This is a genomic window from Vibrio sp. MM46, from assembly GCF_027587135.1.
GTDB classification, from domain to species: domain Bacteria; phylum Pseudomonadota; class Gammaproteobacteria; order Enterobacterales; family Vibrionaceae; genus Vibrio; species Vibrio harveyi.
In genome coordinates, this window is record NZ_JAPPTO010000002.1 from 225,057 (window position 1) to 248,255 (window position 23,199).

The following is a 23,199-nucleotide window of genomic DNA, read 5'->3' on the forward strand; positions in this document are numbered from 1 at the left end:
TGAACCTAAAAACGTCTGCATGATCGATGTTTAATCCACTTAGATTGGTAACTTGTCGGATTAACTGGCGAATAAAGACGTATTGAAAAGTGGGAACTTCGCCATTGAGCATTTTGAGTGACACGTTCGAAAGAGACGCAACCAAGTACGCCGCCACCAAAAGGAAGCTGGCGCTAGATACGTCAGATTTTTTCATATTCGAATGTATAGTGAGCTAGAGACTCAATCGATAAAGGGTACCGATGGTAGTTTTTCCTTGAGGTGTAATTCGAGTTTTTTGTGCCAACAACAACTCTGCTGTCGCGACCGCGTCCGCTAACGCATTATGTCCGTTGTACTCAGGCAAGCCATAACGAGCGCGAGTGCCTGATAGGGTGACATCAATTTCGTCACGAGGATTGATTGCTTTCTGTAAGTGTTTTTCAATGCACATAGTGTCGAGCCAAACCAAGGGCGGCTCGCTGAGTTTAAATACGCGGTGAAGATACTGATTGATGAACTGAGTTTCGACGACACAAGCGTGAGCGACTAAAATCTTGCCTTTGGCTGCGCAGAAGAATGCACGCATTGCATCATGGATAGAAACGCCTTCAGACAGCATTTGCGGCGTAATATGGTTGATCACGGCAGTTTCTGGCTTGATTTGTGAATCGCTATTAATATACATGTGCCGACTAGTGGCAAGATCTACTTTGCCATGAACAATGTCGACCCAGCCGATTGATAAAATCAAATCTTCTTCGCTGTCTAATCCTGTCGTTTCCAAATCCAATACAATATAGCTGGCATCCTGAGCGAATTGCGTGGCGTCCAAATATGGCGTTTGAACCAACGCTTTGATGTGCTCTGGCATTGTTGTTTGCTTCGCGTATTGCTCACGCTTTCGATTCAGGCGTGAGCAAGGATGAAAGTGGTCTAAGATCCGCTTCATTAACGGCTCCCAAAGCGCACTTTCGCGGCTTCTTGCAAATCTGCAATAATACGGAAGGCGTCTTTCAGGTGTTGGCGTTCAAAGCTACCGAACGTGTTTGGGTCGATGTGGTTATTTGGCTCTTCACCGCGTTTAAGCGCCTCTAACTGATGACCAAAACGGAACGACAAGATGAACTGGTACGCGTTCAGGATGTTCTTGTACGCATCTTCACTCAATACACCCGCTTCATTGGCGGCTTTGAAACGCTCGTCGGTCGCGGTTAAATCACACTCAACTGCTAAACCGTAAATGCGCGCCAAATCAATGATTAGGTTGATGGCGTACTTTTTCACGTCTAGCGTCTTCTTATTCTCGCCGGATTTCTCCAAGACTAAACTGTTGAAGATGCCAAGCGGAGGGTTCGTGTTTACCGCATCATTCACCAGCATGGAAAGGAATTCACGGTTACTGCGAATGTTGGTGTGCAGTTCATCTCGCAAGATACTTTCGTAATCTTTATTGCCATAAAGGGTACGAATTTCCAAGAACACACTGATGTTCAGTAAACGTTCGTACTCTGGGTTGGCAACCCATTTCTTGTAGTACTTCTTCCAGACACTCAAAGGTTGGCACCACTTTGGCGTTGCGGCCATAAATTTGCCAGGACACAAAGGATAATCACAACTCGCAAGGCCGTTACTGACGATCATAGCAAGATGCTTGAAGTAAATTCGGTCATTCTCCGTCGCGTGGTCAGCAAGGACAATCGCACTGTCTTGATCCGACAGCATATGGACTTCGTTGCGAGCGTGCGAACCTGCCACAATCCATGAGAACTTACATGGTGGAGGTCCAAGTTTATCAATCGCGATTTGAATCAAGCGGCGCGTGTAAGCGTCCATGATCATCGTCATCACTTTACCGATGACTTCCGGTGAAACGTGCCCATCAACCAGAGCTTCAAAGATAGCTTGGCGCTCTGGTGTGAAGCTCGACAGTGATTTTACGCTGCCCGCATATTTGATTTTTTCGATTAAGAAGATCGCTTGTACGCGGTGATTTTGTACAAGGTGCGTCGTAGTAAGAACACCTACGACCTTATTGCTCTCGACCAGCGGTAGATTGCGGATATTGTGTTGCATCATCATAGATGCAGCGTGTAAAACTAGGTCATCCGGTTTGATGGTCTGTGGATCGTGCGTCATGACCTCTGAAATAGGGCTGTCGGTACTTACCCCTTGCGCGATAACACGCTTGGTCATATCGCGGTCGGTAATTAAACCGACGATTTTGTCATTCTCATAAACCACGGCACAAGGCGAGCACTTAGTTAGCATTTCGTTGGCAACGGCTTGAATCGACTGGTCGGCTGTCACTACAGCAACGCGACCACTGGCGACTTCACCAACTCGGCGAATGAACAAACCTTTCTCTTTGTTGGACCAAACGACATCCAGTGCTGATTTCAAACGAACCTGTGCCTGTGAAGCAAAATGCTCCGCACATTCAGGGTGCGCTTCAAACAATTTTTTGAGAGCAGAATTAGGAATTACGTACACCAGCGAGTTCTCAATAGCGATGGCTCGATAGCCCTTATTGCTGTCTATTTGGCTACCAAGAAAAGTAAAACCGAAAATGTCTTCAGGACCCAGTTTCGCGCGCAGCACACCATCAGACTTTCTTTGTTCCATGGAGCCTGTGCGGATGATATAGAGTGATTTCTCTTGCCCAGTCACGCATTGGTCAATGACTTCACCTTTGCCAAGGTAAGTAATCTGCACGTGCGATGCGAGTTCACGCAAAGCCGGTTTTGGAATTTTGTCGAATGGGTCGATTTGCCCAATAAATTGCAAGATGTTTGGCAGCAGAGATTCAGTCATAACACGGCACATTAGATAATTTTATTTGTATTATTATATATCCAAAATCATGCAAAGTGTCATTGATTAGGAAAATTTTTGTGAAGGTCGAAGGGATTCTGAGAGGATAAGAAGGAAAGAGTAGACAAAAAAGCACGCGCTAGGGCGTGCTTTTTAATGTCAGATCTAGAAAGTGCTTTAGTTGACTGCGGTCAGGCGGTGCTTTGAATCGAGTAGGTGGTTTGCCGAAGCTTGGCGAGCCTTATCCGGGTTACCTGCCATGATTGCATCGTAAATTTGGCGGTGTTCTTTGATACATGTGCTACCTTCTTCCGAAGAGTGGGCAATGAAGTTCACGAACATGGTCGTCAGAATATTGCCAAACGGGAGGTAGAAATCGTTACCTGTCGCATTGAAGATTAGGCTGTGGAAACGGGTATCGACTTCCATCCAACGTGCTTGGTCAAATTCTTCGGCTTCTGCCACTTCAACCATTTGTTGGAAAGTTTCCGATAATTCAATTCGTTGCTCTGCTGTCGCGTGGATAGCTGCGAGTGCACAGGCTTCCGGTTCGATAGCTCGGCGTAAACCTAGGAACTGACTACAGAATTGGTCAGTGTCAGCAAGTCCGTCCATCCATTCAATTAATTGAGGATCCAAAAAGTTCCAGTAAGCGCGGTTGATAACACGCGTACCAACTTTAGGACGAGACTCTAACAGACCCTTCGACGTCAGCAATTTTACTGCTTCACGTAATGCGGTGCGGCTAATGCCAAATTGCTCACAAAGAACCATTTCACCGGGTAGGATAGAACCTTGAGGGAGCTTACCAGACAAAATGCCACGAGCGATTTCACGTGCAACTTGCACATGAAGGCTTCGCTTCGAGCCTGAGATAGAATGAAATTCGCCAGACATAATCTTCACTTAATTGCTAAATATGTATTATTTAAGCCGTACTATAGCACTCCTACCCCCCTGTACCAAGCGGATGTTAACGTAATATAAGAGGGGTCACAGAACCTTTCTTTGCAGCAGGCACAATCAATGTTTGCGTTGACTTCAGCCTATTCTCTCAATCGTTTTGAACGCTATCAACTTGTTAAATTATTCATACAAATAATAGCTCAAAAATCCAGCACACTGTGACCAGAAGCACAATTGCGGTTCAAAAATGACGAATTTTGCCAGTTCTCACTCAATTGATAGTAAATACGCTTGCAGGAGAAAGATCTTATTGTATGATTTATTCGTTCAGCACGAATAACTAACATAGGTAAACCGTAATGTTTAACGATTTGAAAGGTAAACGCGTACTTATCACTGGCTCTACAGCAGGTATGGGCTTAGCGGCTGCACGCGTGTTTGCAAAATACGGCGCAAAAATCGGCATCAACAGTCATCAAGCTGGTCCGGATGCCGATGCTGCGGTAACCGAGCTTACCGCACTTGGTGGTGATGTGAAGTTTTTCCAAGCGAATCTTATGGTGACCGCTGATTGCGAAAAACTGGTTAAGGAGTTCACTGATCATTTCGGTGGCATGGACGTGCTAATCAACAACGCTGGTGGTCTTGGCGGTCGTGAAAACCTAGAAAACATTGATGATGAGTTTTACAACCGTGTAATGGATCTGAACGCACGTTCAGCGTTAATGACAACCAAATACTCAATCCCACACCTACGTGCGTCGGCTGCAGAATCTGGTGAAACTGCTTGTGTGATTAGTACTGGTTCTATCGCTGCTCGTGAAGGTGGTGGTGTTGGTGCAGGTATCTACGCAGCATCAAAAGCGTGGTTGCATGACATTCACCGTAACTGGGTGAAAGAGTTCACTAAAGACAATATCCGTTTCAACATCGTTTCACCGGGCACAATCGACACAGCATTCCACGATGGTAAGTCTGATGAGTTGAAAGCGGCGATCGCAAATGGCATTCCAATGGGACGCTTTGGTCGAATCGACGAAGTTGCACCAACATTTGCTTTCTTCGCTTCACATGCATGTGCGGGTTACATCACTGGTCAAGTTCTGGATGTAAATGGTGGTCAAATGGCGCCATAAGCGCTGACCCATTTCGTTTCAGACGAATACACTGACCTCAAAAAGCCAGCTTCGTCTGGCTTGTTTTGATCATTTATTGAGCGCCAAAGCACTGGAAACATAATTATAAGGAGCGTCAAATGGCAAAATTTTCTCTTGTGGAAGATTCACACCGCAAGATTCATGTGCAAGTTGCCAGACAAATCGCCCGCAAAATACTGTCAGGTGAGCTAAATCAAAATGAAAGGCTACCGAATGAAATGGAACTCTGTGACGCATTTGGGGTGAGTCGTACGGCATTGCGCGAATCAACCAAACTGCTTTCAGCAAAAGGGTTGATCGAGTCTAAGCCAAAAGTAGGGACAACAGTTCGTGCGCGTAATAATTGGCATTTTCTCGATCCACAACTCTTGGAATGGATTCAAGATTTAGAAGATACCGAGCCGTTTCTGGCTCAGTTTTTGGGGCTACGTAAAGCGATTGAGCCTGAGGCATGTGCCTTGGCTGCAAGTAACGCAACGGCAGAGCAAAGAAAGGAATTGTCGGTCATTTTTCAGCGTATGACCATGGCAGCCAGTCGCTATGACTATGACGATTGGACGGTCAACGACCACCTGTTTCACCAGACAATTTTCTTGTCCACGGGTAACCAATTCTATATTCCGTTTGGCAATATTCTCTCGACCATCTTTAAGCTGTTTATCGATCATTCAGCTGAAGGTGGTCGATTCTGCATTGAAGAGCATCGTGAAATTTATGACGCCATCATGGCGGGCAATGGCGATCAAGCTCGGTTAGCGTCGCACACTTTGCTGAATGACGAAAACCAAAAACTGTCCCAGGTCGTTAACGGTTGATGAATCAACATATGTTTGGCTTTGCCCCATGAATATGAAAAGGGGGGCAGAGCCAAGGTTTTAATGACAACCGCTTGTTGTGTTAGCGGTTCTCTGTGACAACTTTGAAAGGTCTAGCATGTCTTCCCAACCCTATATAAGAAAAAATCTGTCCCTCGCTTGGCCTCTGGCCTTGAACGCACTGTTAATGCAGTCGATGTTAATGATCGACACCTTCCTCGTATCACCGCTCGGTGAAGTTTCTCTTGCTGCCATGGGTATTGCTACTACCATCGTCTCCTTTGTTTTAGGTATACAAATGGCGTTGGCGAACGGTTCACAGTTGGTACTTAGCCGTGCGGTCGGATCTGGGCAACATTTGTCGCTCAACAAAGGCTTCTGGGCGGGCTTAATTATCAACGTTTTGGTCGCGGTCTTGTTTTGGACATTAATTACCGCCTTCGACAAAGCGCTGATCAGTAAGTTAACCGATAATGTCGCCCTTTATGCAGAGACTGAACGCTACCTTGCTGTTGCTAAGTTCATCATTATTTTCAACGCAATTACTCAAGTGATGATCGCTTTGTTTAATGCACTTGGTCGAACCAAAGTGCCGTTTAAAGGTTACTTGATTGAGTTGCCAGTGAACATGGCAATGTCTTATGTGCTGATTCACGGATTAGCAGGCTTTGAGGGGATTGGTGTGCAAGGTGCAGCGGCAGGCAGCTTAATCGCGATCACCATTCGACTGTCGTATTTGACTCTCTGTATCAAGTTAGATGACTCCATTGTCTTGTCGACTAAAAATCTGGATGCTTCACTGAAGAGAAACACACTCAATCACTTTAAAGAGATTTTCCCTGTTGCAGCAAACGTGACCATGCTGCAAACCGGTGCGACCATTTACATGTTGTTGTACTCGCAGCTTACCTTGAACGCCTACGTAGCTATGACCATTGTGATGCCTTGGATTAAAGCAGGTACACAGTTCATCACCGCTTGGGCACACTCGTCGGCGATTACGATCAGTCAAGCTATCGGGTCACGACAAATGGATGAGTTACGCAAGAACGTTGATATCAGCATCGACATGGCAGTGATGATCTCGTTTGTATCCGCTGCCTTTTTCCTTGCGTTGAGTTTCGTTCTTCCAGATCTGTATCCAGATTTGGACCCGACTACATACGTTGCACTTGCTTCCATTGCCCCGCTGTACATTTTGTTGCCAATTGTGCGTGGCTATAACACGGTGCATGGGCATGTTTTACGTGCATTAGGTAAGACAACGGAAGTATTCAAGATTAACTTCACTGGTCAGTGGATCGTGTCTATCCCGTTATGTGCGTTGATCATTCTGCATTGGGACCTTTCTTTTTTCTGGGCGTTCGCCGTCATGCCATTTGAGGAGATAGTAAAAGCGCTACCGTTTAGGCATTTGGCGCGTAAATCCCTTAATGAGTTTGATTTAAAGAAAGCAGAAAAGCTTATGTATGATTAATAAGTAAGTTGTCATCCGATTAAAAGCCCTCAACGACGAGGGCTTTTTTATGCCAGTTGCTTGCTCACTATGGAAGGGAGACAACCGATGAGAGGGGCTTTTAACACCGATTTCTGCGGCTAAGGTACTCAGTGAAAGGGGCGTTTTAAGTGATAGGTCAGATTCTAGAGGAACAAGAAGCCCTCGCTTTGAAAAGCCCAAAACATTGGTCAAGTTGGTGGAGTTTTGTTCTCTAAGTTAAAGCTAAACGGTAAGTAACCTGATAGCTAATGATTAATTTCTACCACCCCTAATCAGCAGAGTCCTGTGGTTAGGTGTTTTTTGTGCCTTCAATAAAACACGTACAAACGATTTGTTTTGATAAAACTGAGAGAGACTTAGTGATTTGAATTGAAAGAAAAAAAGCCGAACATGACGTCCGGCTTTGAATTAGTTCCCGATTTTTTACATTAATTTCTAGTGGCTATCTAAAGATTAAATTTGTGCGAATGCGCCTTCCCAAGTGTAAGCCACACCGTCGAATTCAACGCGATGTGCAGCGTTTTGCTTGTCTTCATCTAAGTTGCAAATAGCGAACAGATAAGCGTTGCCTGTTGTGGTTTGCAGACGAATCACAGTACCCACTTCGTTGTTGCCAACGACGGTTACTGACTCAACTAGGCCACGAGCGCCAACCGATGCTTCGATAGACTCGTTGAAGTAACCGTGTGTTTCTAGCACTGAGGCAAACACGTGGTTCTGACCTGATTGACGTAGGATAAGTGCTGGTTCGCTCTTCAAGTTGAAGTCTGGATCATTTGCGCCTGTGCGGGTGAAGAACACTTTGCTGCCGTTAGTTGCGCTTGTGATTAGCGAGTAGTAGCTGTTGTCGTGCAACCAGCTTACCAGTGAACTAACTTCGACTTGACCAGAACCGATGTTCCATAGGTGCTGGTAGCCGTTGTCTTCGCCCATTGGACGCAGCGTGCTTTCTACGTCGTATTCAAAATCCGTACGGATGATTTGACCAGAGTAGTGCACTGGCAGGTCGTATTGGTGCTCTTGATCTGCTTCGATGCGGTAAACATCAATCACAAGTGGTTTTTCGAATTCTGGCAATTCAGCAAGAATGATGCTGCGCTGCATGTCTACACCGTTGTAGTAACCAGAAATACGACCGCTCATGCCTTGCAGTTTTTCGTCATCAGCTTTGAAGAAGTGCTTAGAACCGAACTTGGTTTCTGCTAGCGCTGTGTCGAAGTTGTTTTGTGTCTTTTGATCAACCGTTACTGTGTTGTGCGCGATCGTCTGCTTACAGTAAGACTTGTTCTCTGGGATGTAACGACCGCCAAATTTAGGCTCAACGTTTACCCAGCGACCAAAGCCGTAATCGTGCAGCACTTCATGACCACGGTTAAACACGCTCAGGTGTAAACCATCGTAGTGACCGTGGTCTAGCGCTGAGTGGTACTGATGATCGGAGCCGTGCTGACCAAACCAGATAAGCGCCATTGTATCGTCGTCTTGCTCGTCACGGTGACGAAGAATGCTTACGCCGCCTTTTTCGCCTTCTGGACCGTCTGTTACGAATAGGCTACCCCAGTTGAATGGTTTGATGTTGTCTGTTGCTGCAACCGCGTCAGACAATGTTTTACCTGAGATATGAGCCCAAACGTCTTGCTGGTGGTCTGCCATGCCAAGTAGCGTTTCAGACTGCTCGTAACGGTGGAAACACACTGACGTAGCCATGATTACGCCTTCATCGTTAATCGAAATCGTCTTCGATGAATCGTTCAGTGCTGGCAAAGTACCATCTGGGAATGCCGTCTTAAATACGGCATAAGACGTGGTCTTGATGACCGAGTCGTTAAATTCGTAAATACCAAGCTCAGGCTGACGACGCTCAATCGCTTCTGCGAATAGGTAGATTGGACGTAGCGAGAAACGGTGGTAATAAGGACCTTCCATGTAGTAGCCGTCTGGCGAGAACAACTGGTCTAACTGAGCTAGGAAGCCGCCGCTGACCTTGTCTAGTTTCAAGCCGTAAAGCGCTTTGTCTACCGCATCTTGATCGTTAATTGCGTAACCACAAATACCCACAGCGGCTACTGCCCATAGACCGTGGTTGTGTACGATGTCGAAGTCGTGACCGTAAGTTACCACGAACAGCTCAATCATTTGCTTGAACAGGTCGTTCTCAATCAGTGATTTTTGCTCTTCTTCCAAGGTATGGTAAATGCAGCTGTACGCACAAGACGCGTATAGCATCCACATGTTCTCGTTCAGAGTTTGGTGGAAGATCTTACCCGGAGGGTTAGAGTCACGGCTGGTGTTGCTCTCTAGCGTCGGATAAACCTTCGCGTAAGCCGTTAGCATGTCCACGATGTAATCGCGGTATTTCTGTTCGCCAGTGATAAGGAATAGGCGGCCCGCTAGATCAATGTGGATGTAGTTTTGCTTGTGACGGTTATGCTCGTAACCGCCGCCTTCGCCGTGACCTGGAACTTCAATACCTACCTCTGCCATGTAAGCGTCAGTTTGTTTGATGTCACGTGCTAGTGCATTTCCTAATAGGCTATCCGTGCCAAGTGCTTTGCTTAGTTCTGCCGCTTCTTCAAAGTTCATTAATAGCGGTTGGTAAGACTGGGTTTGGTAGCTCATTGTTATTTCTCCTGCCCGAATGCGTTCACTTCTAGAGAGTAGAAGCCATTCCAGCTGTAGGTTTTACCGTTCATTTCTACTTGGTGTGGGGTTTGGTCGTCAGCGCCTAGAACATTGCTGATCATCACAGTAACCAGTGATTTTTCAGTCGTGATTTCTACGATGCTGCCAACGGCGTTGTAACCCACGACGCGGATATCTTTCACCTGACCACGTGCATTCACCGATTGCTCAAACTCTTCGTTGAAGTAGCCGTGTGTTTCTAGCACAGAAGCAAATAGTGTCGATTCGCCCTTGCTGCGTAGAATGAATGCCGGTTCGCTACGTAGGTTAAAGCTTGGGTCATTGGCGCCAGTGCGAGTGAAGATCACTTCATTATCGCCGTTCTGTTTCGCGCTGCTGCTTGTGCCTAACCAAGTGTAGTAGGTGTTGTTTTGTAGCCAGCTAACCAATGCCATATCTTGCGTTTTTCCGCTTGCTACTTTCCAAAGGTGCTGGTAACCGAAGTCATCGCCAAGCGTGTTCAGCGCACCAAAGCTTTGGTAATCGAAGTTAGTACGTACGATTTGACCATCGTATTGATGAGAGTAGTCGTACTGATGCTCGCCTTCACCTTCAATGCGGTAAAGGTCTAACAATAGCGGTGCTTCAAGCTCATCTAGGTTAAGCATGAACACACTGCGCTGCATGTCTGTGTTCGGGTAATGGTCGTTCGCAAACGCGCTCATACCGTTGATTTCAGTACCTTCTACTTTGAAGAAGTGAGGCAAACCGTGCACTGAATCAGCGCGGTCTACATCGAAACCATTCTGACATTGCTCATCAATCGTTACCGCGTTATGCGCGATAGTTTGACGTGCGTACGATTTGTTTTCGTCTAGGTAACGACCGCCGAATTTAGGCTCAACGTTTACCCAGCGACAGAAGCCGTATTCACGCAGCACTTCTTGACCACGATTGAAGAAGGTAATGCCAAGCGTATCGAAGTTACCATGTCCCATGCCGTGTTGACCGTAGTTCATCACAAGCTGTGACACATCACCGGTTTTATCCTGCATACGGATAAAGCCTTGTGCACCGTTGTTGCCAGTTGGACCTTCGTTAAGTTCCACACTTGGCCAGAAAGGTATACCGATTTCACGGTCTGCGATTGCTTTATCGTAAGCTTGAGAAAGCTCTAGACCGCATGGGTGCATCCAAACGGCGTTTTGAATCTTCGCCATGCCTAGAATGTTGTCATCCAAGCCGTAGTGCTTGCTGTAAACGCTCACTGCAACTTGAACACCCATATCGGTAATGCTCATGGTTCGAGATGCGTCGTTTAGGGCTGGGAACTCACCATTCGGGTAAGCTGTTGCTAGCATCGCCTGTACTGTGTTGCCAATCACTTTGTCTTTGTAGTTGTAGATGTCTACTTCAGGCATGTGACGGTGTACCACTTCTGCGAATACACAAGTTGGACGAATCGCATAACGATGGTAGTACGGACCTTCCATGTAGTAACCAGAAGGTGCGAACAGTTGTGAGATTTGCGCTAAGAAACCGCCAGTATCGTCACGGTCTTGACCATACACAGACATCTCTAGATATTCAGGTTTGCCAATAGCTAGACCACAAATACCAACAGCCGCCACTGCCCAGATACCGTGGTTGTGAATACGGTCGAAATCGTGCGCGTATTTCACGGTGAACATGTCTAGCATTGGTTCGAGAATGCGCTCAACAACCGCAGTGCGCTCTTCTTCTGTCATCACTGATGCCACGCAAGAGTAGGCAAGACTAGTAAACATTAACCAACAGTGTTCATTAAGGATCTGGTGGAAAAGACGACCTGTAGGGTTAGTGTTTTTCTGTACGTGGAAATCAAAGGTGAGGTACTTCTCTGCGTAAATAGCGAGAAGAGCTTTAACGAACTGCGCGTACTTTTCTTCTTGAGTGATCAAGAACAAATGACCCGCTAAGTTCATGTAGGTATAGTTTTGTTTGTGGCGGTTGTGCTCGTAGCCACCCGCTTCGCCGTGACCTGGTACGTCTAGAGGCAGACGCATAAAGGCTTCAAGTTCCTTGCGATTCGCTTCAATGGATTTGCCCATTAAGCTCGGCTTTCCGACTTCCTTTCTTAGTAGTTCGACTTCTGCTTCAGTCAACAAAATCGGTTGTGTAGTCATTTCTTTACCACCCTCAGATGAAGTGTGTTGTTTTCTTAAACTTTCTATAAAGTAATACAATATTAAGTTTGGGTGTAGTTTTTGTGGCAAAAAGGGAGAGTGAAATCACGTGATTTTAGTTAACTTATTGATTTTCAATGCGGTGGAAATCCTTTGTGTGGCTGATGTTTCTACGTTATCAATCGTTAAGTGGAATGGTTTAGGTCTCTCCATTTGATGGATATCACATATTTTTAGATATATTGTATGACAATTGAAATGGATCGGATATGCTCTTTACCAATTCGACAGCAGACCCTTTCGTTTCGTGTTTCACTTTTATCAACATGACGGTTTTTTAAGAGAACCTTCTTGTGAAAGCATGGTTAAGAATGAAGTGCCGTAGGGTTCGCTTTAATAGAGACTTTTTAGGAGTATGACGATGAATTCTTTCTTTGTATTAGATGAGAACCCGTGGGAAGAGCTAGGCGGCGGTATCAAACGTAAAATTGTTGCTTACACAGATGATCTGATGGCTGTTCACCTATGTTTTGACAAAGGTGCGATTGGTGCTCCACATACGCATGAGATTCACGATCAAATCGGCTACGTAGTACGTGGCAGCTTTGAAGCAGAAATCGAAGGCGAAAAGAAAGTACTGAAAGAGGGTGATGCGTACTTTGCTCGTAAGCACATGATGCATGGTGCGGTTGCACTAGAGCAAGACAGCATTCTTCTGGATATCTTCAACCCAGCTCGTGAAGACTTCTTAAAGTAACGTATAGCGCAACCTCAGTTGCTAAGGTGACAGTATGAAATCATTAAATATCGCGATCATTGGCGAATGTATGGTTGAGCTACAGAAAAAGGAAGGTCAGTTGCGTCAGTCATTCGGTGGTGACACGTTGAATACCGCTCTTTACTTATCCCGTTTGACGAAAGCTCACGATATCAAAACTAGCTATGTAACTGCCCTGGGTAATGATCCTTTTAGCCAAGAAATGCTTTCAGCATGGCAAGAAGAGGGCATTGATACCAGCTTAGTGTTGACTGTTAATGGTAAACAGCCGGGTATTTACTACATCGAAACGGATGAGACAGGCGAGCGTTACTTCCACTATTGGCGTAATGAAGCAGCAGCAAAGTTTTTGTTTGAACAGGACGAATCTTCGGCACTAGTCGACACGCTTTATTCTTATGATGCGGTTTACCTGAGTGGCATTACATTAGCGATTCTTACTGAAGAAGGTAAGACGCAGTTGTTTGCATTCCTCGAACGCTTTAAAGCGCAAGGCGGCCAGGTTATTTTCGATAATAACTACCGTCCTAAATTGTGGGAAAGCCGAGAGAGTGCCATGTCTTGGTACCTTAAGATTCTTAAGTTTACCGATATTGCTCTACTCACATTTGAAGATGAGCAAATGCTGTATGGTGATGAGCACCTAGAGCAATGTATTGAAAGAACCTCTGCACTGGGCGTAGATGAAATCATCATTAAACGTGGCAGCAAAGATTGTTTAGTTGTGGCGAATGGTGAAGTGCAATACGTGGCACCAAACAAAGTCGATAGCGTGATTGATACGACGGCAGCAGGTGACTCTTTCAGTGCAGGCTTTTTGGCGAAGCGTTTGACTGGTGGTAACGCGGCTGAATCAGCTTACTCTGGTCATTGTATGGCTGGTGAGGTTATTCAGCACAAAGGTGCCATCATTCCACGTGAAGTGATGCCCGATCTTCCTTTGTAATTCTTTTGCGGAGTGTTGAATAATCGGCGCTCCGCAGTGATTTATTGAACTCAAGTTAACGACGATGAGTACACTCTTATGACGACATTAAACGAACAATTAGCAAACCTAAAAGTAATTCCTGTTATTGCCATCAACAAAGCAGAAGATGCGATTCCTCTAGGTCGCACTTTGGTTGAAAACGGTATGCCTTGCGCTGAAATCACGTTCCGCACAGAGTGTGCTGCAGAAGCGATTCGTGCGATGCGTGCTGAGTTCCCAGAAATGTTGATTGGTGCGGGTACAATCTTAACTAATGAACAAGTTGACCAAGCGATTGAAGCCGGTGTGGACTTTATTGTTAGCCCAGGCTTTAACCCTCGTACGGTTCAATACTGCCTAGACAAGGGTGTAGCTATTGTACCTGGCGTAAACAATCCAAGCCTTGTTGAGCAAGCGATGGAAATGGGTCTGCGTACACTTAAGTTCTTCCCTGCTGAGCCATCTGGCGGTGTTGGTATGCTTAAAGCACTAACGGCAGTTTACCCAGTAAAATTCATGCCAACAGGTGGTGTGAGCCTAGGTAACGTAGATGAGTACTTGTCTATTCCTTCAGTGCTGGCATGTGGCGGTACTTGGATGGTTCCTACAAAGCTTATCGATGAAGGCAAGTGGGATGAACTAGGTACATTGGTTCGTGACGCCGTCGCTCACGTAGCATAAGTGTCGTAGCGCCCCGATAAAATTAGCGAAAAGAATGTAAAGCGAGCCTTAGTGCTCGCTTTTTTGTGTTTGAAAGAGGTGAGATAAAGGAACCAGAAAAGAGATTTCCTACTCAATCGTTCCTCCTTCTAGAAATGACGGAAGGAGTAGGGGAAAAGCCGAGAGGTTAAGCATGAGGTTTAAGAACTGGGAATAGAAATGCGCAGAACCTCCTCCGCGCCATTCTCGAGAGCGACGAAGGAGCGAGTCGGGAATCTCAATTTTTGTATTCATCTATAATCGCGCTTGCGATCCAGTTCATCTGAAACATCTCATTACGTTTCCTACAAATAAATGCCACGCATTTTTGATCTTCAGACAAAGCACAAGAAAGAAAAATATTCCATACTTTAATGGATTTCTAATATATTATTTGTATTACAATATAGTGCAATGGCTTACGTGGTGATTATTCCTTAAAATCCCAAAGAGCCAAGAAAATAAAGGCTTTTAGTGCGTTTTTTTCGTCGAACAACTTATGCTTTAGATCACAATTAAAGCTTATTGTAGTACAAATAAAAATATGAACGGAGTAATCTAGGCAGTAGAAAATGATCAAACTCGAAAGGCTGAAAAAATGACTATTGATACTTTTGTTGTTCTTGCCTACTTCTTCTTCCTAGTTGCCATTGGTTGGATGTTCCGTAAGTTCACGACGTCGACCAGTGACTACTTCCGAGGGGGCGGTAAGATGTTATGGTGGATGGTAGGTGCTACCGCCTTCATGACGCAATTTTCAGCATGGACGTTTACAGGTGCCGCAGGACGCGCGTTCAACGACGGTTTCGTTGTTGTAATCCTATTCTTAGCCAACGCATTTGGCTACTTCTTGAACTACCTTTACTTTGCTCCAAAGTTCCGCCAGCTACGTGTAGTAACGGCAATCGAAGCAATTCGTCAGCGTTTTGGTAAAACGTCAGAGCAGTTCTTCACTTGGGCTGGCATGCCAGACAGCTTGATCTCAGCTGGTATCTGGTTGAATGGTCTCGCAATCTTTGTGGCTGCGGTATTCAATATTCCGATGGAAGCGACCATTATCGTAACTGGTTTGGTTCTGATGTTGATGGCGGTAACGGGCGGCTCTTGGGCGGTTGTTGCTTCTGACTTCATGCAGATGCTGGTTATCATGGCGGTAACCATTACTTGTGCGGTGGCGGCTTACTTCCACGGCGGCGGTATTGGTAACATCGTGTCGAATTTCCACGGCGACTTCATGCTGGGTAACAACCTGAACTACATCAGTATCTTTGTCCTTTGGGTGGTGTTCATCTTTGTTAAGCAGTTCGGTGTAATGAACAACAGCATCAACGCTTACCGCTACCTATGTGCAAAAGACAGTGAGAATGCGCGTAAAGCTGCAGGTCTTGCATGTGTGTTGATGATTGTTGGTCCTATCATTTGGTTCCTACCTCCTTGGTACGTAGCGGCATTTATGCCTGACTTTGCAGAGCAGTACGGCTCAGTAGGTGGTGATGCAGCTTACTTAGCGTTCGTACAAAACGTAATGCCGGCGGGTATGGTGGGTCTTCTGATGTCAGCAATGTTTGCGGCGACCATGTCTTCAATGGACTCTGGTCTAAACCGTAACGCAGGTATCTTTGTGATGAACTTCTACAGCCCTATTGTACGCCCGCAAGCGTCACAGAAAGAGCTGGTTATCGTGAGTAAAGTGACGACCATTATGATGGGCTTCATCATCATCGGTATTGGTTTGTTTATCAACTCATTACGTCACCTGAGCTTGTTCGATATCGTACTAAACGTAGGTGCGTTGATTGGTTTCCCAATGTTGATTCCTGTGTTACTTGGTATGTGGATTCGTAAGACGCCAGACTGGGCTGGTTGGGCAACACTCGTTGTAGGTGGCTTTGTTTCTTACATCTTCGGTATCTCTCTACAAGCACAAGATGTTGAGCACCTATTCGGACTAGAACAAGCTCTAACAGCACGTGAGTGGGCTGACCTTAAAGTTGGCTTGAGCCTAGCGGCGCACGTTGTCTTCACTGGTGGTTTCTTCTTACTAACAACACGCTTCTACAAAGGCTTGACGCCTGAGCGTGAAAAAGAAGTGGACCAATTGTTCGAGAACTGGAACACACCGCTTGTGGCTGATAGTGAAGAGCAACAAAACCTAGATACAAAACAGCGTGGCATGCTTGGTAAGCTTATTAGCGTAGCAGGCTTCGGTATCCTAGCGATGGCTCTGATTCCAAACGAGCCAACAGGTCGACTTCTGTTCATCTTGTGTGGTGCGATTGTTCTCTCGGTTGGTGTTCTATTGGTGAACGCGGCGCGAGGACCTAAAAGCCCAAAGTTAGCTAACGCGAAAAGCTAACCGCAATTAACAAACTCTCTATGAAAAATCCCACGGTCAATACCGTGGGATTTTTTTGTTTATGGTGTCATTAATTGAGCCACAAACGATCTTTATCATTCCAATTAACTTGCAGTGAACGATTCTGAAAGTGTGCCATGACGGATGTTTGCGCTGCTTTGAAAACGCTGCAGTAGAGCGCGTTGCTAAACCATTCAGCCCAGAGAATGACAAAAAGCCATGAATAACACCCAGATAACGCTTGCAGTATGCTCCCACACCTTGAGCTGTAGTCATCGATAATCATCACGCCGTGGCTCATGTTCTGCGGTGATAATGGTTGTTCTGGGTAGTTCACCGATGGTTTGTAACGAAGGGCAAAGCTTCCCATTAAATTGGAATTCTTCAACTAGTACTCAGAAGCCAGTCTCAAGATAATCGTCACTCTTTAACTGTAAAAAGAAAATATCCGCGGAATAATGTACAAACATAATGTCATGTCTATACCCAAGTAACCTTGTGATGCTTGATTTAGTGAGAATGACTTGGTTCAGCGAGAATGACTTGGTTCAGCGAGAATGACTTGGTTTGTAGACGTGGCGGTGATTTAAAGGTTTCGTAGAGTTCAATCAATAATCGCCAACAAAGTATACAAGCCAACCCCCTTACCATTTGCCAAGAATATCCGTTGGGAGCGTGTCATGAACTCGGTTTTTTATTAAACCAATGGCGGTGTCAAACCACTTGGACAAACCTTGCTATCGCACGGCGTTATTCTCCTTGCTTACTTTTGGTAAAAAGGGCATCGATGGCAACATTCTGAATCCTGCATCTTGAAGCTGCTTGAGTACATATACAGTTTGAACGTAGGGTGTGGATCTCAAAGAGGGAGAAGGAGTGATTTAAGAGGAGAAAAGAAAGCACAAAAAAGCCTTGCTACGGGGTTAGCAAGGCTTTGGAAGCGCAGTTGAGTAAGGTATTAACCTTCTAGTTCTGCGAAGTAATCAAAGATCACTGGTACGTCGTTTTGACCAAGACCTTGGTCCACTGCAGCTTGTAGACTCTTAGAAGTCCCTTCTGCGATAAGAGACTCAGTGCCTAGGTCTTTTACCATCTCTAAGAAGTAACCAAGGTCTTTGTTTGCGTTTGCAATAGAGAAACCAAGCTTCTCTTCGCCATCTACAGCGTAGAACTTACAGAACTGCATGAATGGTGAGTTTGATGGACCAGCAGACATGATGTCGAATAGTTGTTGACCATCAACGCCAGCACGTTTAGCAACCGCAAATGCCTGAGACATGGTCGCTACTGTTGTCATACCCATGAAGTTGTTTACTAGCTTAGTCACATGACCAGAACCTAGCGCACCAAGGTGGAATACGTTTTCACCTTGATCGTCCAGTACAGGCTTCACCTTGTTGAATGTTTCGATGTCACCTGCAGCCATGATGTTCAAAAGACCATCTTTTGCGTGAGCAGGCGTACGACCTAGAGGCGCATCGACCATACCTGCGCCTTTAGCTGCAAGGTCTGCACCGATCTTACGAGTAGAAGCAGGGATAGACGTACCGAAGTCAATCAGTGTCGCGCCTTCTTGAATACCCGCTAGGATACCTTCTTCACCATAAACGATTTTCTCAACAACTTCAGATGTTGTTAGACATAGCATCACGATGTCACTTGCTTCAGCCAGTGCTTTAGGTGAGCTTGCTTCTTTTGCGCCGCGAGCAACACATGCTGCTACTGCGTCTTTATTCAGATCCATTACGTTTAGTTCGTAACCACGGTTTTGAAGGTTCTCAACCATGTTTCCACCCATCAGACCAAGGCCGATGAAACCAATGACAGGTTTTGTCATATCAAACTCCAAATATCTTATTGTATGATTATATGCTTTTATCTTAATTCCTCATTTTGAATTTGCAATCGGAAAATGAGACGAAAGGCGATTTGCCACTGGTTTTTGATAAAAATGAGAGGTTGGTTAGCCTATTGGTACGATTTTTATTGGCTTTGAGTGATTTTTATGTCTTCGGAATAAGGTCACGAAAACGAGAAGGTATAAGCAAAAAATGGGTATTTGATTGAGATACGTTTGCCTTCTGAATATGGTTAATTGTATGACAATATCGGGCGGTTAATCTTCAGTAAAAGAATCTAAGCCAAAGAGAGGAGAGAACGAGGAAGTATGGATAGAGAAACCAGAAATAAAAGAAAGGTAAGAAAGAGAAGAGCCATAATGTTTGGCTCTTCTCTCAATGGTTAAAGCTTGATTAAGTTAGGCGATTAAAGGTCAAAGCGGTCGTTGTTCATTACTTTTACCCATGCAGCAACAAAATCGTGCACAAACTTCTCTTTGTTGTCGTCTTGTGCGTAAACCTCGGCATAAGAGCGGAGCACGGAGTTTGAACCGAACACCAAGTCAACACGTGATGCTGTCCATCTTGTTTGACCAGAAGCTCGCTCGCGGATTTCGTATTCGTTATCACTGGTTGGATGCCAGGTGTAGCTCATATCAGTGAGGTTTACGAAGAAGTCATTCGTTAACGCGCCGACATTATCAGTGAACACACCATGCGCAGCGCCGCCGTAGTTGGTACCAAGCACGCGCATGCCACCAACTAATACGGTCATTTCGACTGCGGTTAGTTGCATCAATTGGCTTCTTTCAAGCAATAGTTCTTCTGCCGTCACAACGTAATCTGATTTTAGCCAGTTACGGAATCCATCATGGATCGGCTCGAGTACATCGAAGGATTCGGCGTCAGTCATTGCATCGGTTGAGTCACCACGACCTTGGCTAAATGGCACAGAAATATTCATGCCCGCATTCGATGCTGCTTTCTCAATACCCACTCCGCCAGCAAGCACAATCAAATCCGCCATGCTGATAGGGGAGTTGTGGGTGGTGCGAATTGAATCGAGCGTGTTGAGCACTTTCTGCAATCTTTCCGGTTCGTTACCTACCCAATCTTTTTGCGGTGCAAGGCGGATACGCGCACCGTTTGCTCCGCCTCGGCGGTCTGAACCACGGAATGTTCGCGCGCTGTCCCATGCGGTTGAGACTAATTCTGCGATACTTAGCTCGCTGTTAAGAATCGCCATCTTGAGTGCATCGATATTGTCTTCAGATAAGTGATAAGACACCGGTGGTACCGGATCTTGCCAAATCAAATCCTCGGCTGGCACATCAGGGCCGAGATAACGAGATTTAGGTCCTAAATCGCGGTGAGTCAGTTTAAACCAAGCTCGAGCAAAGCAATCCTCAAAGTACTTAGGGTCGTCGCGGAAACGCTCGGCGATTTTGCGGTACTCTGGGTCAAACTTCAGTGCCATATCCGCATCGGTCATCATCGGATTGCGGCGGATGCTTGGGTCTTCAACATCCACAGGCATGTCTTCTTCTTTTATGTTGATTGGTTCCCATTGCTCTGCGCCTGCTGGGCTCTTCGTTACCCACCAGTCGTAGGTGAACAACAAATGGAAGTAGCCGTTATCCCACTTGGTTGGGTTGGTTGTCCATGCGCCTTCGATGCCACTAGTGACGGTATCACGTCCTATGCCACGAGAAGTTTTATTTAGCCAACCGAAACCTTGGTCTTCAATTTCAGCGCCTTCAGGTTCAGGACCAAGTAACGAAGCGTCGCCGTTGCCGTGTGCTTTACCAACAGTGTGACCACCGGCTGTTAATGCAACGGTTTCTTCATCGTTCATTGCCATACGGGCAAATGTTACACGCATGTCGTGTGCGGTTTTGATGGGATCGGGTTTACCGTCGACCCCTTCTGGGTTTACGTAAATCAGGCCCATCATCACTGCTGCAAGCGGATTCTCGAGATCACGTTCGCCAGAGTATCGGTTGTTTTCACCGCCACTTGGTTGCAGCCACTCTTTTTCTGCGCCCCAATAAATGTCTTTTTCTGGATGCCAAATGTCTTCTCGACCGCCGGCAAAACCGAATGTCTTGAAGCCCATTGACTCATAAGCCATGTTGCCAGCAAGAATCATTAAATCCGCCCAGGATAGCTTGTTACCGTATTTTCTTTTGACCGGCCATAAAAGGCGACGGGCTTTGTCGAGGTTACCGTTATCTGGCCAACTGTTGAGGGGAGCAAAACGCTGATTACCTCGACTTGCACCACCACGACCATCGGCAATTCGATACGTACCTGCAGAGTGCCACGCCATCCGAATCATCAAACCACCGTAATGACCCCAATCCGCTGGCCACCAATCTTGGCTATCGGTCATCAGATCTTTCAGGTCTTTTTTGACTTCCTCTAAGTCAAGAGAGTTAAAGGCATCAGCGTAGTTGAAGTCTGCGCCCATTGGGTCAGTTTTGTGATCGTGTTGATGTAGGATATCGAGGTTGAGGGTTTTCGGCCACCAATTGAACTCTGTGGCTTGTTGGTTGGTATTCGCTCCATGCATGACAGGACATTTGGAGTGATTGTTGTTGTCGCTCATCTTTTGCTCCCTAACTGGGGGTTAGTGTCCTGAAAGTTTAGTTATTGGTTAGCTATTTCGCCCTCATGGTTTGGTTATATTTTTCAAGGTTTTGGTCAAAAGATGATCGGTGTCATTCTTCTTTTGATAAACCGTATTTGATGCTAAATAACTCAAATTTTTATCCATTAAACATCTAAATAAAAGCATCCTAAAAGAAGTATCTAAACGTGATTTTTCAAAATACGTACCTTTGTAATCCATGTCGGATTTCATTGAACTTGTTCTAAGGTCATCACATTTCTAGGGCTAAGTGGTTTAAGTTTGTGCCAAAAATCGTAACGCTGTGTGCAACAGAGTGAGCTGAGGGTTATTCGCAGTATTGGCTCACCGAAAAGGATTGATTACTGTCCCATTGATTACGAGTACTGAGCCGAGCGAGAGCTCACGTAAATTGAGAGTCGAGAAACAAAGGATGAGAAGTAAACAGAACAAAGCGGTATTACTCGCGTTTGTGTCAGGGAGTGTATTTGGCGCGGCGCTCGTTATCGCTATGTATATTCAAATTTGATGCGTGTATGGCAAAGCCACCAAAATTGAAAAATCAAATTGTGCAAGGAGTAGGGTTGTTTTCAGCTCTGCTCCTTGTTAGTTTTAAAAACATGAAAACGACATTTACTCCTTCATCAAACTTCTTCTGGTGGCGCTCTAATTAGAGCGGCGCGGAATCTTTACATTCTTACGCTGCTGGACGGTAGCTGAGAATGTCATGTCTTTTTTATCTCCAGTAGCGATCTATTTTTCTTTGGAGATAAGTTATGAACACCCCACACGATACTCAAGAACGCGAAATCATTTTAACTGGTGATCGAGCTACAGGTCCTTTGCATCTGGGTCATTACGTTGGTTCACTACAACAACGTGTTGCTCTACAAACTCAACATGAGCAAACCATTTTGGTTGCTGACATGCAGGGCTTAACCGATAACGCGCATAATCCCTCTAAGGTCTCGTCTAACATTTTAAATGTGGTCGCGGATTACCTTGCCGTCGGGATTGACCCAACCCAAACTACCATTTGTTTGCAGTCTCAAGTCCCGGCTCTTGCCGAGTTGACAATGTACTACAGTAACTTGGTTTCTATCGCACGCTTGGAGCGTAACCCGACGGTGAAAAATGAAATTCAAAGCAAAGGGTTTGAGCGTTCCATTCCGGCTGGGTTTCTGACTTACCCAATTTCTCAAGCCGCGGACATCACAGGTTTTCACGCGACTCTCGTGCCTGTCGGAGATGACCAATTACCGATGCTAGAACAGACCAATGAGATCGTTAGAAAGATAAATCACCTTGGCGGAAAAGCCATCTTGAAAGAGTGTCGTCCATTGCTCAGTGACGCACCACGCTTGCCAAGCACTGACGGTAAAAACAAGATGTCAAAAAGCATGGGCAATGCAATCAACCTTGGAGCAACAGAGAAAGAAATCTCTGCGGCAGTGAAATCGATGTACACCGACCCAAACCACCTACGCATTGAAGACCCAGGTCAGGTTGAAGGAAATATTGTATTCACATACCTTGATGCGTTTCATACCGACAAAGATTATGTAGAAGAACTCAAAATGCTTTACCGCCGTGGTGGATTAGGCGATGGAACAACCAAGAAAGTATTGGAAGAGTGTCTGCAAGAGATGCTTCGTCCTATTCGAGAAAAACGCGCCATGTTCCTTGATGACAAAGCACAGCTTATCGACATCCTAAAACAAGGCAGTCAGCTTTCCCGTGAGAAAACCGAGCAAGTGCTGTTTGATGTGAAAGGGGTGTTTGGTTTGAATCTGTTCTGAGACGACCATCGAATACCTACCTCGCTAAACGAATTCAATTTGGACTACGGTGACAGATTATTTCGTTAAAGGCACAACGTTTTTCATGGTGTTGTGCCTTTTTCTTCTCTCATTTTTTGTTGAATTTTATTGATAATAATTCTCATTACATTATTTTAATGGTCTCAAATACACATA

General features: G+C 45.5%; 16 protein-coding genes and 1 pseudogene. 8 read left to right on the forward strand and 9 right to left on the reverse strand.

Features of this window, described 5'->3' with window-relative positions:
* Positions 1 to 49: 49 nt before the first annotated feature.
* The 4 genes and pseudogenes from OH459_RS03015 to OH459_RS03030 form a co-directional block, all read right to left on the reverse strand.
* Positions 50 to 196 (reverse strand): annotated as a pseudogene (locus OH459_RS03015) (DMT family transporter); the annotation flags it as partial.
* A gap of 18 nt (positions 197 to 214) precedes the next feature.
* Positions 215 to 931 (reverse strand): 3'-5' exonuclease, encoded by a 717-nt coding sequence (locus tag OH459_RS03020; RefSeq protein WP_269985414.1) that lies wholly within the window; start codon positions 929 to 931, stop codon positions 215 to 217.
* Positions 931 to 2,793, reverse strand: a complete 1,863-nt coding sequence (locus OH459_RS03025) for a putative nucleotidyltransferase substrate binding domain-containing protein (RefSeq protein WP_005450858.1) — start codon at positions 2,791 to 2,793, stop codon at positions 931 to 933. Before OH459_RS03025 ends, OH459_RS03020 begins: the two co-directional genes overlap by 1 nt.
* Before the next feature lie 177 nt (positions 2,794 to 2,970).
* On the reverse strand, positions 2,971 to 3,690 hold the full coding sequence (locus OH459_RS03030) for a FadR/GntR family transcriptional regulator (RefSeq protein ID WP_005450857.1): 720 nt from the start codon (positions 3,688 to 3,690) through the stop codon (positions 2,971 to 2,973).
* Between the two features lie 368 nt (positions 3,691 to 4,058).
* Here OH459_RS03030 and OH459_RS03035 point away from each other — a divergent pair, with 368 nt between their 5' ends.
* From OH459_RS03035 to OH459_RS03045, 3 genes are all read left to right on the forward strand, one after another.
* A complete protein-coding gene (locus OH459_RS03035) occupies positions 4,059 to 4,835 on the forward strand; it encodes an SDR family NAD(P)-dependent oxidoreductase (RefSeq protein ID WP_017188223.1) in 777 nt (258 codons plus the stop codon).
* Between the two features lie 119 nt (positions 4,836 to 4,954).
* Entirely contained in the window at positions 4,955 to 5,671 is a 717-nt protein-coding gene (locus tag OH459_RS03040; protein WP_005450855.1) for a FadR/GntR family transcriptional regulator, read from the forward strand.
* Between the two features lie 187 nt (positions 5,672 to 5,858).
* Complete coding sequence (locus OH459_RS03045) at positions 5,859 to 7,148, forward strand: MATE family efflux transporter (RefSeq protein WP_017188222.1); 1,290 nt, start codon at positions 5,859 to 5,861, stop codon at positions 7,146 to 7,148.
* Positions 7,149 to 7,622: 474 nt separating this feature from the next.
* Here the strand turns inward: OH459_RS03045 and OH459_RS03050 are convergent, their stop codons facing one another.
* A complete protein-coding gene (locus tag OH459_RS03050) occupies positions 7,623 to 9,788 on the reverse strand; it encodes a heparinase II/III domain-containing protein (protein WP_269985420.1) in 2,166 nt (721 codons plus the stop codon).
* A 2-nt stretch (positions 9,789 to 9,790) separates the two neighbouring features.
* On the reverse strand, positions 9,791 to 11,956 hold the full coding sequence (locus OH459_RS03055; RefSeq protein WP_269985422.1) for a heparinase II/III domain-containing protein: 2,166 nt from the start codon (positions 11,954 to 11,956) through the stop codon (positions 9,791 to 9,793).
* Between the two features lie 421 nt (positions 11,957 to 12,377).
* Here OH459_RS03055 and OH459_RS03060 point away from each other — a divergent pair, with 421 nt between their 5' ends.
* The 4 genes from OH459_RS03060 to OH459_RS03075 all read left to right on the forward strand — a co-directional run bounded on the left by OH459_RS03060 (position 12,378) and on the right by OH459_RS03075 (position 16,756).
* Positions 12,378 to 12,713: a cupin domain-containing protein gene (locus OH459_RS03060; RefSeq protein WP_005450851.1), complete on the forward strand. Its 336-nt coding sequence runs from the start codon at positions 12,378 to 12,380 to the stop codon at positions 12,711 to 12,713.
* Positions 12,714 to 12,747: 34 nt separating this feature from the next.
* Positions 12,748 to 13,680 (forward strand): sugar kinase, encoded by a 933-nt coding sequence (locus tag OH459_RS03065; protein WP_269985433.1) that lies wholly within the window; start codon positions 12,748 to 12,750, stop codon positions 13,678 to 13,680.
* A 78-nt stretch (positions 13,681 to 13,758) separates the two neighbouring features.
* A complete protein-coding gene (locus tag OH459_RS03070; protein WP_005388506.1) occupies positions 13,759 to 14,382 on the forward strand; it encodes a bifunctional 4-hydroxy-2-oxoglutarate aldolase/2-dehydro-3-deoxy-phosphogluconate aldolase in 624 nt (207 codons plus the stop codon).
* Positions 14,383 to 14,998: 616 nt separating this feature from the next.
* Positions 14,999 to 16,756: a sodium:solute symporter family transporter gene (locus OH459_RS03075; protein ID WP_005450846.1), complete on the forward strand. Its 1,758-nt coding sequence runs from the start codon at positions 14,999 to 15,001 to the stop codon at positions 16,754 to 16,756.
* 70 nt (positions 16,757 to 16,826) lie between these two features.
* On the opposite strand, the gene OH459_RS28300 is transcribed toward OH459_RS03075, so the two are convergent.
* The 3 genes from OH459_RS28300 to katG all read right to left on the reverse strand — a co-directional run bounded on the left by OH459_RS28300 (position 16,827) and on the right by katG (position 21,202).
* A complete protein-coding gene (locus tag OH459_RS28300; RefSeq protein WP_269985443.1) occupies positions 16,827 to 17,126 on the reverse strand; it encodes a lipase in 300 nt (99 codons plus the stop codon).
* Positions 17,127 to 17,714: 588 nt separating this feature from the next.
* A complete protein-coding gene (locus OH459_RS03085; protein ID WP_269985445.1) occupies positions 17,715 to 18,593 on the reverse strand; it encodes an NAD(P)-dependent oxidoreductase in 879 nt (292 codons plus the stop codon).
* A 428-nt stretch (positions 18,594 to 19,021) separates the two neighbouring features.
* Positions 19,022 to 21,202 carry a catalase/peroxidase HPI gene (gene katG, locus OH459_RS03090; RefSeq protein WP_005450841.1) on the reverse strand — a complete coding sequence of 727 codons (2,181 nt, stop codon included), beginning with the start codon at positions 21,200 to 21,202 and terminating at the stop codon, positions 19,022 to 19,024.
* Positions 21,203 to 21,999: 797 nt separating this feature from the next.
* Between katG and trpS the strand changes: the two genes are divergently transcribed.
* The gene (trpS, locus tag OH459_RS03095; protein WP_005450839.1) at positions 22,000 to 23,022 is read left to right on the forward strand and encodes a tryptophan--tRNA ligase; all 1,023 of its coding nucleotides are present in this window, start codon (positions 22,000 to 22,002) and stop codon (positions 23,020 to 23,022) included.
* The last annotated feature ends 177 nt before the right edge of the window (positions 23,023 to 23,199 follow it).

Bases quoted from the DNA above. Each gene is read 5' to 3' on its own strand.
- OH459_RS03040 (WP_005450855.1), top strand. From the start codon at position 4,955: ATGGCAAAATTTTCTCTTGTGGAAGATTCACACCGCAAGATTCATGTG.
- OH459_RS03055 (WP_269985422.1), bottom strand. From the start codon at position 11,956: ATGACTACACAACCGATTTTGTTGACTGAAGCAGAAGTCGAACTACTA.
- OH459_RS03025 (WP_005450858.1), bottom strand. From the start codon at position 2,793: ATGACTGAATCTCTGCTGCCAAACATCTTGCAATTTATTGGGCAAATC.
- OH459_RS03045 (WP_017188222.1), top strand. From the start codon at position 5,859: ATGCAGTCGATGTTAATGATCGACACCTTCCTCGTATCACCGCTCGGT.
- OH459_RS03065 (WP_269985433.1), top strand. From the start codon at position 12,748: ATGAAATCATTAAATATCGCGATCATTGGCGAATGTATGGTTGAGCTA.
- OH459_RS03070 (WP_005388506.1), top strand. From the start codon at position 13,759: ATGACGACATTAAACGAACAATTAGCAAACCTAAAAGTAATTCCTGTT.
- OH459_RS03075 (WP_005450846.1), top strand. From the start codon at position 14,999: ATGACTATTGATACTTTTGTTGTTCTTGCCTACTTCTTCTTCCTAGTT.
- katG (WP_005450841.1), bottom strand. From the start codon at position 21,202: ATGAGCGACAACAACAATCACTCCAAATGTCCTGTCATGCATGGAGCG.
- OH459_RS03060 (WP_005450851.1), top strand. From the start codon at position 12,378: ATGAATTCTTTCTTTGTATTAGATGAGAACCCGTGGGAAGAGCTAGGC.
- OH459_RS03020 (WP_269985414.1), bottom strand. From the start codon at position 931: ATGAAGCGGATCTTAGACCACTTTCATCCTTGCTCACGCCTGAATCGA.
- OH459_RS28300 (WP_269985443.1), bottom strand. From the start codon at position 17,126: ATGGGAAGCTTTGCCCTTCGTTACAAACCATCGGTGAACTACCCAGAA.
- OH459_RS03030 (WP_005450857.1), bottom strand. From the start codon at position 3,690: ATGTCTGGCGAATTTCATTCTATCTCAGGCTCGAAGCGAAGCCTTCAT.
- OH459_RS03050 (WP_269985420.1), bottom strand. From the start codon at position 9,788: ATGAGCTACCAAACCCAGTCTTACCAACCGCTATTAATGAACTTTGAA.
- OH459_RS03085 (WP_269985445.1), bottom strand. From the start codon at position 18,593: ATGACAAAACCTGTCATTGGTTTCATCGGCCTTGGTCTGATGGGTGGA.
- OH459_RS03035 (WP_017188223.1), top strand. From the start codon at position 4,059: ATGTTTAACGATTTGAAAGGTAAACGCGTACTTATCACTGGCTCTACA.
- trpS (WP_005450839.1), top strand. From the start codon at position 22,000: ATGAACACCCCACACGATACTCAAGAACGCGAAATCATTTTAACTGGT.